Origin of the sequence: Sphingomonas crusticola, assembly GCF_003391115.1 — a bacterium.
GTDB classification, from domain to species: Bacteria; Pseudomonadota; Alphaproteobacteria; order Sphingomonadales; family Sphingomonadaceae; genus Sphingomonas_I; species Sphingomonas_I crusticola.
Window position 1 is genome coordinate 1,538,974 of the sequence record NZ_QTJP01000001.1, and the last position, 15,010, is coordinate 1,553,983.

Consider the following 15,010-nt stretch of genomic DNA (forward strand, 5'->3'; position numbering starts at 1 on the left):
TGTACTCACAGAACGTACGATTTGTCAATTGCTTGTACGTTTTCTAGGTACGCGATCCGTTCGGAGGCCCCGGCGCCGATCACCGCATGATCGACGGCTCTTGCGTCTTAGTTCTGTTTTTGTTCTCATGAGCGTATGGATCGAATCGAAGCCCGCCGGATCTCGGAAGTCCGCGTTGATTCGCCGCCCTGGGCGCGGCTCGGGCTGGCGATCCGGGACGAGTGGATGCGCCGAGCGCGGCTGGCTGCCTTGCTGCCTTGCTGCGAAGTTTATCGACCGATGGGAGAGGGACGCTCCGCCCGAGCCCGATCAGCCTGGCTTTCTCTGAGGAGATGTTGGCGCTTTTCCGATGCGGGAACGCGCGGGGACATATGGCGAGAGCAGCGCGCCTCTAGCCGATCATATCATCCAGGGTGAGGACGCGGTCCATACGCTCGACGCGGCCCATCTCGATGCGGAAGGTCTGGGCCGGATTATATTGCTCGAGCTCGACATAGGACGCCGTCTTGCGGACGATCGTCTTGATCAGAACCGAACTGGCGCGCTCCCCTTCCACCTCGTCCGGGGTGCGCAAATAGATGACCGCATCGTCGCCGACCGAAGGGCGCTTGCGGCTTTCGACGAACACGGTCTCTCCGTCGCGAAAGCGCGGATGCATCGACGAACCCTGAACGTAGAGACCATAGACATCGGCGCGGCCGTCTAAAATCTGCGGGCGGCGCTTATATTCGACCACCTCGCCACGGTTGAGCGTGGTCTGCTCGATCGCCTCGCCATTGACGATCTCGTCTGCCCCCAGAGCGGTACCGTAAATGGGAAGATCGCGATTCATTCGATCGGAGCTGGCGCCTTCCATCCGGAACGGCGTTGCGTTGCTGTCGGTGACAAGGCCGGTCAGGGCCAAGACTTCGGCACGCGTGATCGGCGGATCACCCTGTCCTTGCATCGCATCCGCAAAGCGCATCGCGACCTCGACGCCGAGCGGACTGTCATAATCCGGATCGGCGTAACGCTGAATGCTGGACGCGGCTGCATAACCCGCTTTCGCTGCCAAGGCGCGGAGGGAGAGGCCCGCCCGATCCCGCAGCCGGTTAACGGCGCCGCCGGTAGTTTCTTGATTCGCCATGTACGTCCATATGGGACAAAAAACGTACGCAGTCTAGATTGACTTTTGTACGTTTATGCGTACGATCTGGCGGCGATTCGAGGACAACATGAATCTTTCCAACGCCGCAGCGCATCCAGCGGGTGCGCACGCTTGTGCGAACTTCTGCAAGACGAACTTCCGCTCGATCCGGGGAACCGGCCGGTGACGCAACTACTTGTGCGGGTCCGCCTGTTCGATGGCCGTCCCAATCGATATTCGCGTTCGCAGGCTCCCACCCCAGCGGGATCAATAACGACGTGGCTTCGAGGGCCGGGTGCTCTGCGCCGCGATGTCTGCGGCGGATCCGTCACGCGTCTGGTCGGCGCCGGCGGTGCTCGACGTGTTATCCGCAATCTGGTTGAGTTGCTCGGTCGTGGTGGCGTTGGTGTGCTGCATCGACGTATCGCTGCCGCATCCCGACAGGCTGACGAGGAGCGCCAAACCGCCCGCGCCCGAAATATATCGTCCGGTCATGGCCATCATCGCGCACCCCTTCGTGGTTCTTGCGAGCCTAACGCATGGAACGCCCGCGGGTGGGCCAAACAATCTCAACATTTTGCGACCATCCGGTGGAGGATCGCGGCATGATCGGGGCGGCGGTGCTCGATGCCCTGCTTGCTGCGGGCGCTTCGGCGGAAATGATCGTCGAGGCGGTCAAGGCGGCAAATCGCGAAACGGAAACGCACAAGGCAGAACGGCGCGCCAAGGACGCTGAGCGCCAGCGCCGGGTGCGCCGTGCACGCCGTGCACGCCTTGATGGCGACGCGTCACACAGCATCGCCGTGACTCCGCAGGACAGTGCGGACACTCCCCCCGATGAGAATAAATCTAACCCCCCTCTTCCCCAATCCTCTGACGAGGATTGGCCCCCGGCACATGGCGCGGTTTCAATCGAGCACAGGGTGGTGGCAGCCTGGAATGGCGGTGCGGCGCCCGCCGGCGCATTGCCGTCACGCGGGCTAACGGCGCGGCGGCGGCAATCGCTCAAGGCGCGGATGAGCGAGCATGGCGAGGCGGCGGTTTTCGAAGCCATCGCCCATCTGGCGGCGAGCCCTTTCCACTGCGGCGCCAATGATCGCGGCTGGCGGGCAAGCCTGGGCTGGCTGCTGACGTCACCGGAAAATTTCCAGAAGATGCTTGAGCTGGCCCCGCCTCCCGCCGCGCTGCCGCCGAGGATGAGTGCGACCGAGCGTGCCGCGGCGGCCGAGCGCTCGGCCGCCCTGTTTGAACGCATGGGCCGTTCTGACGAGGCCGCCGACATGCGGCGGACGGCGGCGAGCCTGCGCACCACCAATAGCCAGGGAGAGACGTGATGGCACAAGCACGACGCGGACGGCCGCGCAAAACCGGCGCGCGCAACAGCAAGGGTCGGCTGATCGCTTTGCCCGACCGAGGCAACGATGTTGTGCAGGCGCGGGCGGCACGCTTTGCCCGATTTCAGGACGGTAAGGCCGATCAGCAGGTGACCGATCAGATCGGCCGGGCCTGGGCGACGGGCCTGCTCGAGGGACATGGCTGCGACGCGGCGATCCTGCGCGACATCGGTCGGCGCTACGGCAGCCTCTATTGGCATGAATTTGCGGCGATGGCCCCCAACACCGGCGCGCTCGAGCGGCGCGATCGCGCGGCGGCCAACGATAGCGGCGAGGATCGCGCAGGCGAATATTTTCGCACGCTCGACACACTAGCCCGCACCGCTGGACGCGACGCGGTAGCGGCGATGCACAGTTTGTGCGTCGATGGCTGGTGGTTTCCCGACACCGATCAACCATGGGTCGCGCGGCTGATCAATAAAGCGATAGGGGATGCAAGCGGGTGCACGCGGGGCGAACCGGCGAACGTCGGCGATCGCGTAAAGCTGAATGCGGCGCTGGAGGCGCTGGTGGCAATGGTGGAAGGACGGCGGAGGGACGGCACCCGGCCATGACGGCCGGGTGCCTTATCCATTAGCGGCGGTAGCCGCGGTCTCCGCGATAGCCGCGATCATCGCGGTCATGGCCTCGGCCGCCACGGTAATGGTCGTACCCGCGGCGATTCCAGTCACGATGACCCCGGCCATAATAGCCGCGATCATAGCCGCCGTAATTATAGCCGTATCCGCCATAATAAACGGGCGTGTAGCCGTAGCTGTAGCCGCCGCCATAATAAGCCGGCTCGTAATAATTGGGCCCGCTATCATAGCCATAATAACCGCCGCGGTTGTAACCGTGGTCCGAAGCGATCGCGGCGCCGACACCGAGGCCGACGATGCCAGCAACCAGCGCGGCATTGCCGTTGCCATGGTGACGATAACGCGCCTCTGCCGGTGCGGTTACAGCAAGGCTGCTGCCCACAAGAACAGTCGCGGCGACGATGCCTTTGAAAACCGCACTCATATTACTCTCCTACACGGCCCTGAATGGGTTGCGCTGTTTATGGCCCTGGAGGGGTTAACGACTTGGGAACGACATTGGCAGCATATATTCAGCCGGGAGCGGCCATCCGCTTGATCTTGCAAGGTTTAAGCTGTGCCCAATCCTGATGCAGCTGCCCAAGTCCCCGTGCCTGCAACTCTCGCCGCTTGCCGTAGCGTTCGTCCGATCAAGGCGGCAAAGGGGGTTGGGTGTCGGGCTAACGTGCGGATGTGAATGTCGATCGGAATCAGCTTCATCGTCCTGTTGGCCGCGCTGCTCCATGCCAGCTGGAACGCGCTGCTGCGCGCGGGCACGGACAGGCTGTGGTCGATGACCGTGATGTGCATTGCCATCGCGCTTGTCTGTGCCGTGCTGGTCTTCTTCCTGCCGCTACCGGCGCGGGCGAGTTGGGGGTGCGTGATTCTGTCGGCCTTGCTCCACATCGGATACAACCTGTTCCTCGTGCGGACATATCGCAGCGGCGATCTGGGCCAGACCTATCCAATTGCGCGTGGCTCCTCGCCTTTGCTGGTGTCGCTTGGCGCGGCACTGTTCGCAGGCGAGCTGCCCGACGCAATCAGCCTGGCAGGCGTAGTGCTCGTATCCGGCGGGATCCTCTCGCTCGCTTTTCAGGGCGGACGGATCGGGCGCGACAGCCTGCCTTATGCGCTGGGCACTGGATGTTTTATTGGCGCTTACAGCGTGACCGACGGAATCGGCGTGCGACTGTCGGCGACACCCGCCGGCTACACAATTTGGATGTGCCTGTTGTGGGGCGTGCTGATGCCGCCCGTCTATGGTTTCATGCGCGACTGGCGCAGCCTGATCCGCTCGCCGAGGGAGACAGGGATCGCGGCGGCCGGCGGCGTGGTCTCCTTGGTCGCTTATGGGATCATCATCTTCGCGATGTCGCTCGGACCGATGGGCCCGGTATCGGCGCTGCGTGAGACCAGCGTGGTGTTCGCTGCGCTGATCGGCCGTTTCTTCCTGCACGAGCGGCTGACCGCTTATCGCATCGCCGCGTGTATCGTCGTAGCAATCGGCGCGATCTGCATCGGCCACTCCGGCGCGTCCATAAGGCCTCCCAGTTCTGGCACCTCACCCCGGCCCGCACCCCTCTGATGACGCGACATGCCGCACCAATTGACGCCACTCACTTTTTAGACTAAGTCCACCCCATGGAAGCAACGCTCTCAGCAACCGACGTGCCGACGTTCGATCTGCAGACCTTCGCGCGGGCCGAGGATCGGGCGCGGTTGTCGGCGGTGGCGATGAGGGGCTTCCGCAATTTGTGCCGCCATTGGGGATTGAGCAATGCCGAGGCGGCGGCGTTGCTGGGCGTGTCCGAAAGCACATGGGACCGGATCAAGCGCGGCAGCTGGGGCCAGCCCTTGTCGCAGGACCAGATGACGCGCGCCTCGGCGGCGATCGGCGTCTATAAGGGCCTGCACCTGTTGTTCGCCGACGGGATGGCGGATCGTTGGCCGCGGCTGGCCAATAATGGCCCGATCTTCGGGCGGCGCAGCCCGGTCGAGGCGATGGTCGAGGGCGGCATTCCGATGATGCTGGAGACGCGGCGCTATGTCGATGCGGTGCGCGGCGGCCTGTAGCTCCCATGATCGAGGGACTGACGGTCACGCGCGTGGCGCTGGCGCGTACCGTGCGTCTGGTGACGAGCGCGCGGCTGCGCGAGCCGGTGCTGCTGGGCCTTGGCGATGCGGATGACATGGCGGCCCTGGCCGAGATCGAGGGCGCGACCAGCAACCGGCTGATCGCGCAGGCGCGCGGCGCGGGCGCGGTCCAGCCTTATGAACTGGTCTATGGCGTGCCCCACGCAGCGCACATCAATGCCGCCTTCGCTTACGCCAAGCCGCGCGCGCCCAATCGGTTCAACGGCGCGGATCGGGGGGCGTGGTATGCCGCGCTCGAGGTGGAAACCTGCCTGGCCGAAGTGGGCTTCCACCTGACCGAGATGCTGGCAGCGACGGGCGTGTTCGAGGCGACTGTGGACTATGCCGAATTGTTCGCGAGCTTCGCCGGGGAATTTCTCGACCTGCGCGCGCACCCGGATCATGCGGCGCTGCACCCCGATCCGGCGGTCGGATATCCGGTCGGCAACGCGATCGCGGCCGAGGTGCGCGCGGCAGGGCTCAACGGGGTGCTCTATCCGTCGGTACGCCATCGCGGCGGCACCTGCATCGCCGCGCTGGTGCCGCATGCCGTGCAATCGGTGGCGCAGGGCGATGTCTATCGGATGGCATGGCATGGCGCTCCGCAACCGACAGTGGACAGGATCGGCTAGACGCCCCCGCTCAATCCTCGCCCCTCTCGATCGCGAGGCCGATGCAGGTGACCACCGCGCTTTCGAACGCCACCTTGAGATGCGCGATCGGGCCGAGCAGATCGCCGATATTGTCGGGCAGATCATTATGAAAGGGCGGCAGATCGATGAAGCGATCGAGCGGCTTGTCGCCAAGCGCGAAATCGAACGGCCGCACGCGATGACCTTGCGCGCGCAGGCGGGCGGCGAGCCGTTCGATATGGCGGCGCTGAAAGGCGACAGAGGGCCAATGATCGATCGTCGGCCCATCGTCGCGGATGTTGAATTCAGTGGTGTGCACCGACAGGCCGCCGGGACGTAACGTCGCCAACGAATTCTCGATAAAGCGCAGGCCGTGGTCGATCGAACCGAGATGTTCCAGCGCGCAGATCGACCAGCAGAAGTCGAAACCGCGCAGATCGTCGGGAATCGCGTTCATGTCGACGACGCGCAGAGCCACGTGACGATCGAAATCGGGGCGGCCGACCAGATGCGGCATGAACGCGGATTCGGCGGAGGCATATTGCCCGGTCTCGATCCAACCCGTCCCGGCAGCGCAGACGGGGGACTGATCGGTCGCGGTGACGGAGACGCCATGCGCGGCGAGATAGCTGGGGATCGGCTCGGTCCCGCAACCGAAGCCGAGGCCCCGCGCGCCCGGCCGGATATGGCCGCCATCGTACAATGCCTGCAGCACGAAGCATAATTCCCAGATCTTGCGGTGGAAGACGACCGGGATGCGCAGCTCGTTGCACCAATGCGCCACCCAATCGCTTTCGATCGCCGCCTGCGTCGACAGGCTGTTGGGGAGGTTCATTCGCCGCGGCCGGCTTGGCCCGGGGGGCGGCAGCGCCGCGGCGAGTTCGCGCGCCAGACCATAGCCCATCTGCTTGATGTTGAGGCTCAGCGGTTCGATCGCGTTGGCGATCAGCCTGAGCTGGTGGAGGTTGGGCTGGCCGGCGGAGGTGGACAGCGACAGCAATTCGCCAAGCCGCTGATCCGCGATCTCCCGCGTCTTGCGGCGCAATCTGCCGAACATTTCATTCCCCCCACCGTCACCACATCGGACCGGAGGGCGCTTGCAAGGCGTGGCAGGCTTGTGCGACTTGCTCTTCGTGAACCGGCAAACGGGCAGCCGGGCGAACCGCGCGGCCGCCAACCGCAGCGCAAGGTGGGCTTGGGGCATGGCTTATCCGATCGGCAATGCGCATCGCTGGGCGAGGCTGCTGGGCTGGACGACGCTGGGCGGACTGCTGTGCGGTTTCGTGGGACCTTATGGCAGCTTCATCGGCAACCCGATCAGCCGGCTTTGCTTCTGGGTCGCGGTGTTCTGGGCCGGGACTTTCATCCTGTGGCCGAGCGTCACCAGCGCCATCGCCTTCGCCGAGCGCAGGCATTTGCCGGCCTTGTTTGCCGGCGCGGGCACGACGCTCATCGCCTGCATCCCGCTCGCAGCATTTGCGGCTTTGATCTGCAGCCTGTTCTGGCCGGTCCATGCTTCCGGCATCAGACCCCACGAATGGTATGTGCTGACATTGATCCTGGCAGCGCCGTCGGTGGCATTGGCGCTGTGGCTCGAGAATTTCCGGTTCGCGGGTGCGCGAAAGGCGGTCGCCGGGCCGGTCCGCGCCGGCGCGGCGATCGAAGCCGAGGGCGTGGAAAGCGCGGCACGCCTGCCGGAGCGGCTGCTGGACCTGGTCCTGTGCCTGCAGATGGAGGACCATCATGTGCGGGCCTATACGAGCGCGGGATCGCAGCTTTATTTCGCGTCGATGCGCGATGCGGTGAACCAGCTTGGCGCGCGCGGCCTGCAGGTGCACCGTTCGTGGTGGGTGGCGCAGGCGGCCGTGCGCGGCGCTGCGGGGGACAGCCGCTCGCTACAATTGAAGCTCAGCAACGGGATCGAGGTGCCGGTCGCACGGGCGCGGATCGCCGCGATCCGCGCCGCCGGCTGGCTCGACCCGTTACCGGCCGTGCCCACGAGCCAGCCTCATGCTCAGCAAGGCGCAGCCTGGGGAACGGCGCGCTAGCAGCCGCCGATCGAGACCGCGTCGCGGAACGGTACGCGCATCACCTCACGCCGTTGTTCGTCCTCGACGATGATGCAGCAATCGAGACAGATGGCGCCGTTGAGGATTTCACTGCTGAGGATGAAGCGCGCATCCTTGATCGCAATTTCGCGCACCGCGGCCAGATCCAGATCGCGGCCTTCTTCATCCCGCACTACGGTGCCGCATTCATGCAGATTAAAAAAATACAGGCTCACGCTGGCATCCTTTCGAATCGCCCTGCGGGCATTTGCCACGAAAAGTAACCCCGTTTCACGATTATAGGTTGCGTCCGCCCAGAATAATCATGTTCCTTCCATAGGTTGTAGACCCGACCGACGCGGTGCTGCACGCTGGCGGCCGGGGCGACGGGAGCGCTTCAGAGCAGATATCGCCTTGGAGAAATCGCATGTGCTTCTCGCCCACGGCGAGCTTCTTCGCCGGCGGTGCGCTGGCCTCGATCGGCGTGGCGACGTTGCGCCATGTACGCGAGCCGAGGACCTTGCTGTTCGCATCGATGCCGCTGTTGTTCGCACTGCACCAGTTCACCGAGGGCGTGGTGTGGCTCGGCCTGAACGGTACGATCGGGCCGGCTGGGCTGCACCGCGCGGCATTCCTGTTCACGCTTTATGCCCAGGGTTTATTGCCGACGCTGATGCCGGCGGCGGTGGCGCTGATGGAGCCGCCCGGGCGGCGGCGAACTGCGATATGGGGCCTCACCATGATCGGCGCGGTGGTGAGCGCGTGGGATCTGTACGGCCTGCTCTGCTACCCCAGCCGGGTGTTCATCGATCATCACATGATCGCCTACCGCAATCCGCTGACCGGCAATTTCGGAATATCGCTGTTGTATATCCTGGCGACGTGCGGTGCGCTGTTGCTGTCGAGCCATCGCGTGGTGCAGTGGTACGGCATCCTCAACATCATCGGCCTGACGATCGTGCAGCTGGTGCGCGAATATGCGTTCGCGTCGGTATGGTGCTTCTATGCCGCGGCGCTGAGCGTGATGATCTACTGGCAATTCCTGCGGCAGCGGATCAGCGTGAGCATCGTCCCCGCCGGCTGAGGCGGTCGCGCTTCCCTTCTATTCGGTGGTTATCGGGAAGCGGCGGGTGCATCACGCGTCGGTCAACCTGGATATCCAGCCCCATGCCATTCGTCAGCGTCACCCGCCTGAGAATCCGCGCGCTGCGGTTCCTGCCCGCCTTCTTCGTCCAGACCATGCGCACGCGCAGCCAGGTGGCGGCGGCACCGGGATTCCTGGACGGCGGGCTGTTGCCCGACCGGCAATGGACGTTCTGGACGCTGACCCTGTGGGACAGCGCGGAAAGCATGCGTAGCTATATCACGACCGGCGCCCACCGCATCGCTATGCCCAAGCTGATGGAGTGGTGCGACGAGGCAAGCGTTGCGCATTGGGATCAGGGGGCCGCTATCCTGCCCGGCTGGGCCGACGCGGAAGCGCGCATGCGGAGCGAAGGGCGACCGTCCAAGGTGCGGCATCCCAGCCCGGACCATGCCGCGATGACGTTGCGCCGGCGCGCTTGAACCGCGCCACGCGGATCGCACCGAACGGCAAAGGCTGAACATCGACCAAGCGTCGGATCCGCGGCTTGCTTCGCGGTCGCAGGCGGCTAGGCTGCGGCCATGCCCGGCAACACGCTCGATACCGCAGCTCATGTCGTGCAGCTCGCGCTGACGCCGATCTTTCTATTGGCGGGCATCGCCTCGCTGCTCAATGTCTTCACGACGCGCTTGGGCAGGATCGCCGACCGGGCGCACGGGCTGTTGGGCGACCCGCATTGCGACCGCACCGAGCTCCGACGGCTAAATCTGCGCTCGCGCATCCTGGACGCCGCGGTGCTGTTCGCAGCCTGCTCCGGCGCGCTGACCTGTTGCGCGGCCCTGACCATGTTCCTGGGGGCGCTCCAGCAGGTGGCGTGGGGAGCGGTGTTGTTCACCGCGTTCGGCGGCGCCCTGGTTTGTGCGATCGCCGCGCTCGCCGCCTTTTCGATCGAGACGATCCTGTCGGGCCGGACGATCCGCGACAAGGTGGACGATGCCGCCGAAGCACTCGACCGCTAAAACGTTCGTGAAGGTGGGGGTGCGGCCGCCGACGCTCCTAGGGCTGTAATCGCGCCGACGACCGCAGGGGGGCTTTGGCGCAGGGCGCATGAACCGGCACCCAACCGACGTTGCAGCACACGTTCATCTTATTATATTCGCACGCATATTTCAGAATCAATCAGTGTGAGTGAACATTCCGCGAGAGTGAGCCCGCGCTGGCGGAAACCAGTATTATGCTTGGGTGTTGTCCCCCGCGGAGGGGCATTGATGAGGAGCCGCATGGCGACGAACGACGACGATATTTTTGGCGCCGCCATCGCCAAACTCGAACGGCTAGCAAAACTCGACGATCAGGACAGGGCCGCCATCCGGGCGCTGCCCTGCGATGTGCGGTCCGTGCCGGCCAACAGCGTGCTGGTGCGCAACGGCGAGGAGACGACGCAGTGCGCACTGCTGCTGGGCGGCTTTGCCTGCCGCCAGCGCGCCGCGGGCGACGGCGGCCGCCAGATCGTGTCTTTCCACCTGCCGGGCGATATCGTCGATCTGCAGACGGTGATGCTGCCGCGCGCCGATCATGACGTGCAGACGATCACCCCAGCGAAGATCGGGTGGATGCCGACGACGGCGCTGCGTGCCCTGATACGGGAACGTCCCAATGTTGCCGACGCATTGTGGTGCGATACGTTGATCGACGGATCAATATATCGCGAATGGGTGCTCAATGTCGGCCGGCGGAGCGCGCGCGCGCGCATCGCCCACATGCTGTGCGAATTCGCGGTACGGGCAGCCGCCGGCAGAAGCGCGCCGGACCGGATCCAATTGCCGATGACGCAGAACGACATTGCCGACGCGACCGGCCTGACGCCGGTCCACGTCAACCGCATGTTGCAGGAACTGGACCGGATGGACGTGATCGTGCGCGACAAGCGCGACATTCGCATCACCGATTGGCCGGCGTTGCAGCGCATCGCCGACTTCGACGCGCGCTATCTGCACGCAGTGGCGTGACGCGGCCGAGCAAGAACCGGCTTGACAAATTTGTTCTCGTTATGTACTGCAATATTTGAGCAGTAGGATTGCGCCTCGACCGGCTCAGTTCGACTCCATGATGTGGAGAATGCGATGCCGCAACCGGTCAAAACCGATTATTTCGGGCTCGTTTCAAAATATCTTTCTCCGCTTGGGCCGCGGCCTGCGTCCCCTCCCCGTCAGACGCCCTCAGGCGGCAAACACGGCGTTCTTGGCAGGATCAATGCGGTCTTATCCGCCGAGCCGCTGCGCAACCCATTGTTCTGCAACGTCGCCAGGAATTTCTGGACGGGCGTGGCCAACGTTGCCGGGACCACGCTCAACACACCGACCGAGCGCACGATGATGCGCCGTTACTTCGGAGGCGGCGGCGGCGCCTACCGGCTAAGCCCGGCGGAAATGAAGGCTGCGATCGACCAGTACCGTACATATGGAGACCATGTCGTCAGCGGGCGGAAATTCCCGATGGCGAATGGTGCCTATCGGCGGAACGTCAATTTCACCGGATCCTATGGTGCGGATGAGCTGGACGGGCTGCTCGGCACGGCGACCGGCTTTTTCGACAAGGACGACCGGCTGACAGGAATTCGAGACACGTTTGATTTCGATGCTGCACCGAGGGAGGTCGGCTTGGGTAACGGGCGGCTGGCGCGCGCCGCCAATGCCGCCGCCAGCCAAGCCGTCTATCTGGCGCAGCGCGATGCCAATATCTTCTGTCCGGGCAGCAGCAACCCGATCCGGATCACCGGAGGCAGCGTGCGGTGAGCAGATCGTGGGTCGAGCTGAGAATCTTCTTTTTCGTGGCGCTGCCGCTGTTGTGCGCCCTGCGGACGGTTGAGCGTATCCACATGCTGTTGCTCGAGCCGATCGATGTCCAGCAGAAGATATTCGGGCGGATCGTCGCCTATCCCTGGCAGTTGCGAAACGCCGATATCTTCGTGTCGCCTGAGATCAACATGTACTGGACGTTCGCGCAGCCGAACGTCCCCACGCCGCCGAAGACATGCCTGCCGCCCGATCCGCGCTGGCCCTATGACGGTCTCCCGCCCTGCGGCCATGAGAACGGCGAGGGCGGCTATCTGAGCGCCAATTGGGGCAATGGACAGCTTGAGATTAGCCAGGTGGAAATACGTCGGGATGACGACGGGGCGGCCGGCAATGATTGAGGCGATACGCCGCATAAAGTGGCTGATCATTTTGCGCTGGATCGCGTTCACGATCGGGGCGGCGCTGCTGACGATCGAATGTTACGACGCGTTCGTAACGCCGCGGATCGACTGGTTCTGGATAGGGCTGGCGATCTTGCAGATTTACGTTTGTCGGCCGCGCAAGCGAGCGGTGACTGCGGCGACAGAGGTTAGCTGACGGCGCCAACCTGAGCAGCGCGCGCCGACAGCATTGCGGAGACAGGGAGCTGGCGGGCCCGCCGCGGCGTTTCTGCGGCAGCGAACCCTATGGCTTGGTGGCGAGCGGCACCGAGCCCTTGATTGCCTCGGCTTCTTCGGCAGACAGGTATCGCACGACCCATTTCGGATAGCCCTCCGCCGTCACCTCGATGTCTGGCAGGGCGATCGGATCGCTGCCGGTCTCGACCCAGCCGGCGCCATAGCAGCGACCGCAGATGACCCGCTTGCAGCGGAAGCTCACCAGATCGATTTCGGAATTCCACTGGCCATAGCCTTTGCAGACCGGGCATTCGGCATCGAGCGTGCCGTTCCTGGGCTGGAGCGGGATGATGTCGAAGGCGTGCGGGCTGTCGGGGCCGTTACAGACGATGATGTTGCTGGCGTGCGGCATTTTGGATGAACGTCGCTGGCAGTGGGAGGTTCACTTAATCATGAGCCGCCGACGTCTTAACGGCGTGGGGATGCGGCTTTATTCTTGACAAATCCGTTCTTGTTATGTACCGCGATATTTGAGCAGTGGGACTGCGCAAAGGCCCACCCATCCGGCGGGCTTCGTGCCTAGCCTGGGCTGACGCGCGACGGACGGTCGGCCGGCAAGCTCAACGATTTCAGGCCGATCCGGGGACATGAGATGCCTGATAAGGCTCGGTGCCGCCGCCGGCGCGCATGACATAATCCCCGATCACCACAAACGCCAGTCGCAGAACAGGTGTTAATCCAAGCGTGCGCGTTTCGCTTGGTATAACTGCGCAGCTAAAGCTGCGCCAGTAGCTTCGCGTCTGCCTTATCAAGCAGCTTTACCTACCTTTTCCCACTCGAGTAACTCGGAGTAGTACGATGAGGTACTTAACACACCTATTGTTCCATAACATACCAAGCCTCCTTCTAAAGCTTCTTTTTGTTTTCTTGGTAGTCGCTCCGCCAGTAGCGGCCCAAAACCGCCAGCAGGTCATGTCTGCAGGTGTAGCGCCGGCCGCAGTTTCTCCAAGCATCGGCGCGAATATGCTTCAGGTGACCAATTTTTGCAGCGGCACGCAATTGACCGGCCAAGCGGATGCCACCGGATGCATTCAGACAGCCGTAGATTCAATATGCAACAGCAACGCCGCCACCATCCCGGGACCTGGAGGAGTGCTTTCCTTCGCGGCAGGGATTTATCGGATCGACGGGACCGTTCTGCTGAAATGCTCTGGCCTCGAACTGGCCGGCGCCGGCGCGGGCGATCGGTACCCGCAGATGCCGCCCCCAGACGGCACGGGCAACGGAACAGTCGGCAGCGGCACGGAATTTGTCGCCGGCCATCGCACCGATGATTTAGCGATGATCAAAGCGCTGGTGGATAATAGTTCACATCTTCCGAGCCCAAACGGACCAAACAACTTCGCCAACGGCCTATATATTCACGATATTACGATGGTGAACAATTTCGGATCGGTCAGCAACGGGAGGAGCGGCGCCTTTCTTGAGATCAATTACTGGCAGCAGGTGCTCGTTGCGCGGGTCAACATGTATGCTCCCTGCATAGGTGCCAAGGTCAACGGCGGTTTTTTCGTAACCTTCGAAGACGTCATGATCAAAAGCTATGAGCCCACCGTTTCAGGGGGCCTCAGCTGCGCGGCGTTCCGGCTTACCGGTTCGGTAGCAAATACTTATTCCACGCTAGACGTCGTTGCCTTCAACCGGACCATGGCAAATGCCGGCTCTCATTCGGTTTGCTACGACGTTCAAGATCGCGTTCAGACGGTCTGGTGGACGAACACCACCTGCGAAACAAACGGGTATGCGCTGAAGTCTAGCTGCCCCACAATGAGCAGCCCACTTTATTGCCCTGGCTTCTTCACGTTGCACGATTTTGAAGCGGAGAGTTTCGGCACCGGCGATAATATGATCGACCTGACTGATCTTGTTGACGGCTTCAAGATGTCCGACTCTTGGCTGAGAGGCTTTTACAGCGGTGCCGTGGCGAACAATCTCGTCAGTGTGCTGCCAGGTCGCTTCCCGCCCCCGACAGGTGGAAACCTCGGGGTCACCATGTCCAACAATTGGCTTAAGTTCGCAGGAGGATCTTGCCTGTATATCTCTTCCGCGATGACGACGATCGCCAATAACCATATCTACGGCTGTGGGAAATATTATCAGAGCAACCAGACGTTGTATCCCGGTGTGGAGATACGGGCCAATCGAGCTGTTGTCACCGGCAATCAGTTTTGCGGCGGGGATTGGCTCAACGACGTAACGTGGCCCATGAACGCCGGACTCATACTGCCCGGTGTGGACTACACCATCTGGACGTCCAATCTGTTTTCCTACAACACCGCGCCTTCCGGGAGCAACAATGCCTGCTCTGCCGGCATCGTCAACCAAAGTGCCGGGGGGCACAATGTAACCAGCCCCAACGTCGGCCCCTAGATCCGAGCGTCGATGCCGAAGATGGGCGGTCGGCGTGCATCGGTTTTGCCGGCGGCGAGAATGGCGATGCGACCGGGATCCACAATGTCCCGGTCGCATTGTCGGTCTTCCGCCGGACCGGGAATCTTACAACGCGATGCGGACATGCGCCGAGCGATCGTAGAGTCGAAGCGGGCCTCAGGCCGGCGCCA

The 15,010-nt window shown here is 63.3% G+C and carries 20 protein-coding genes; 14 read left to right on the forward strand and 6 right to left on the reverse strand.

Features of this window, described 5'->3' with window-relative positions:
* Positions 1-391: 391 nt before the first annotated feature.
* Together DX905_RS07210 and DX905_RS07215 are read right to left on the reverse strand one after the other, a co-directional pair.
* Positions 392-1,126 carry a S24 family peptidase gene (locus tag DX905_RS07210; protein ID WP_116090745.1) on the reverse strand — a complete coding sequence of 245 codons (735 nt, stop codon included), beginning with the start codon at positions 1,124-1,126 and terminating at the stop codon, positions 392-394.
* A 267-nt stretch (positions 1,127-1,393) separates the two neighbouring features.
* The gene (locus DX905_RS07215) at positions 1,394-1,630 is read right to left on the reverse strand and encodes a hypothetical protein (protein ID WP_162875508.1); all 237 of its coding nucleotides are present in this window, start codon (positions 1,628-1,630) and stop codon (positions 1,394-1,396) included.
* Between the two features lie 101 nt (positions 1,631-1,731).
* Here DX905_RS07215 and DX905_RS07220 point away from each other — a divergent pair, with 101 nt between their 5' ends.
* Positions 1,732-2,460 carry a hypothetical protein gene (locus DX905_RS07220; protein ID WP_162875509.1) on the forward strand — a complete coding sequence of 243 codons (729 nt, stop codon included), beginning with the start codon at positions 1,732-1,734 and terminating at the stop codon, positions 2,458-2,460.
* Positions 2,460-3,074 carry a hypothetical protein gene (locus tag DX905_RS07225; protein ID WP_116090748.1) on the forward strand — a complete coding sequence of 205 codons (615 nt, stop codon included), beginning with the start codon at positions 2,460-2,462 and terminating at the stop codon, positions 3,072-3,074. Before DX905_RS07220 ends, DX905_RS07225 begins: the two co-directional genes overlap by 1 nt.
* Positions 3,075-3,093: 19 nt before the next feature.
* Here the strand turns inward: DX905_RS07225 and DX905_RS07230 are convergent, their stop codons facing one another.
* Positions 3,094-3,522, reverse strand: a complete 429-nt coding sequence (locus tag DX905_RS07230) for a hypothetical protein (protein ID WP_116090749.1) — start codon at positions 3,520-3,522, stop codon at positions 3,094-3,096.
* A gap of 252 nt (positions 3,523-3,774) precedes the next feature.
* On the opposite strand from DX905_RS07230, the gene DX905_RS07235 reads away from it, so the two are divergent.
* Genes DX905_RS07235 through DX905_RS07245 form a run of 3 tightly spaced genes read left to right on the forward strand, consistent with a single transcriptional unit; the run spans position 3,775 to position 5,842 of the window.
* Entirely contained in the window at positions 3,775-4,662 is an 888-nt protein-coding gene (locus tag DX905_RS07235; RefSeq protein ID WP_116090750.1) for a DMT family transporter, read from the forward strand.
* A gap of 56 nt (positions 4,663-4,718) precedes the next feature.
* On the forward strand, positions 4,719-5,150 hold the full coding sequence (locus DX905_RS07240; RefSeq protein ID WP_116090751.1) for an antitoxin Xre-like helix-turn-helix domain-containing protein: 432 nt from the start codon (positions 4,719-4,721) through the stop codon (positions 5,148-5,150).
* 5 nt (positions 5,151-5,155) lie between these two features.
* On the forward strand, positions 5,156-5,842 hold the full coding sequence (locus DX905_RS07245; RefSeq protein WP_116090752.1) for an RES family NAD+ phosphorylase: 687 nt from the start codon (positions 5,156-5,158) through the stop codon (positions 5,840-5,842).
* A gap of 10 nt (positions 5,843-5,852) precedes the next feature.
* On the opposite strand, the gene DX905_RS07250 is transcribed toward DX905_RS07245, so the two are convergent.
* Positions 5,853-6,899: an SAM-dependent methyltransferase gene (locus tag DX905_RS07250; RefSeq protein ID WP_116090753.1), complete on the reverse strand. Its 1,047-nt coding sequence runs from the start codon at positions 6,897-6,899 to the stop codon at positions 5,853-5,855.
* 145 nt (positions 6,900-7,044) lie between these two features.
* On the opposite strand from DX905_RS07250, the gene DX905_RS07255 reads away from it, so the two are divergent.
* Positions 7,045-7,890: a LytTR family DNA-binding domain-containing protein gene (locus DX905_RS07255; protein WP_116090754.1), complete on the forward strand. Its 846-nt coding sequence runs from the start codon at positions 7,045-7,047 to the stop codon at positions 7,888-7,890.
* Here DX905_RS07255 and DX905_RS07260 read toward each other — a convergent pair.
* Positions 7,887-8,165, reverse strand: coding sequence for a DUF6894 family protein (locus DX905_RS07260; protein WP_162875510.1), 279 nt, complete (start codon positions 8,163-8,165; stop codon positions 7,887-7,889). The genes DX905_RS07255 and DX905_RS07260 overlap by 4 nt on opposite strands.
* A 152-nt stretch (positions 8,166-8,317) precedes the next feature.
* Between DX905_RS07260 and DX905_RS07265 the strand changes: the two genes are divergently transcribed.
* The 7 genes from DX905_RS07265 (at position 8,318) to DX905_RS07295 (ending at position 12,369) form a co-directional block, all read left to right on the forward strand.
* Complete coding sequence (locus DX905_RS07265) at positions 8,318-8,974, forward strand: DUF6629 family protein (protein ID WP_116090756.1); 657 nt, start codon at positions 8,318-8,320, stop codon at positions 8,972-8,974.
* Between the two features lie 83 nt (positions 8,975-9,057).
* Positions 9,058-9,456, forward strand: coding sequence for a DUF3291 domain-containing protein (locus DX905_RS07270; protein ID WP_116090757.1), 399 nt, complete (start codon positions 9,058-9,060; stop codon positions 9,454-9,456).
* A gap of 99 nt (positions 9,457-9,555) precedes the next feature.
* Positions 9,556-9,993, forward strand: a complete 438-nt coding sequence (locus tag DX905_RS07275; protein ID WP_116090758.1) for a DUF2721 domain-containing protein — start codon at positions 9,556-9,558, stop codon at positions 9,991-9,993.
* Positions 9,994-10,254: 261 nt separating this feature from the next.
* A complete protein-coding gene (locus DX905_RS07280; protein WP_116090759.1) occupies positions 10,255-10,983 on the forward strand; it encodes a Crp/Fnr family transcriptional regulator in 729 nt (242 codons plus the stop codon).
* A gap of 114 nt (positions 10,984-11,097) precedes the next feature.
* Positions 11,098-11,769 carry a hypothetical protein gene (locus DX905_RS07285; RefSeq protein ID WP_162875511.1) on the forward strand — a complete coding sequence of 224 codons (672 nt, stop codon included), beginning with the start codon at positions 11,098-11,100 and terminating at the stop codon, positions 11,767-11,769.
* A complete protein-coding gene (locus tag DX905_RS07290; protein WP_116090761.1) occupies positions 11,766-12,170 on the forward strand; it encodes a hypothetical protein in 405 nt (134 codons plus the stop codon). The genes DX905_RS07285 and DX905_RS07290 overlap by 4 nt, the downstream gene beginning before the upstream one ends.
* Positions 12,163-12,369 carry a hypothetical protein gene (locus DX905_RS07295; RefSeq protein ID WP_162875512.1) on the forward strand — a complete coding sequence of 69 codons (207 nt, stop codon included), beginning with the start codon at positions 12,163-12,165 and terminating at the stop codon, positions 12,367-12,369. Before DX905_RS07290 ends, DX905_RS07295 begins: the two co-directional genes overlap by 8 nt.
* A gap of 87 nt (positions 12,370-12,456) precedes the next feature.
* Here DX905_RS07295 and DX905_RS07300 read toward each other — a convergent pair whose 3' ends face one another.
* Complete coding sequence (locus DX905_RS07300; RefSeq protein WP_116090763.1) at positions 12,457-12,801, reverse strand: hypothetical protein; 345 nt, start codon at positions 12,799-12,801, stop codon at positions 12,457-12,459.
* A gap of 611 nt (positions 12,802-13,412) precedes the next feature.
* Here DX905_RS07300 and DX905_RS07305 point away from each other — a divergent pair.
* Positions 13,413-14,819 (forward strand): hypothetical protein, encoded by a 1,407-nt coding sequence (locus DX905_RS07305; RefSeq protein WP_116090764.1) that lies wholly within the window; start codon positions 13,413-13,415, stop codon positions 14,817-14,819.
* The last annotated feature ends 191 nt before the right edge of the window (positions 14,820-15,010 follow it).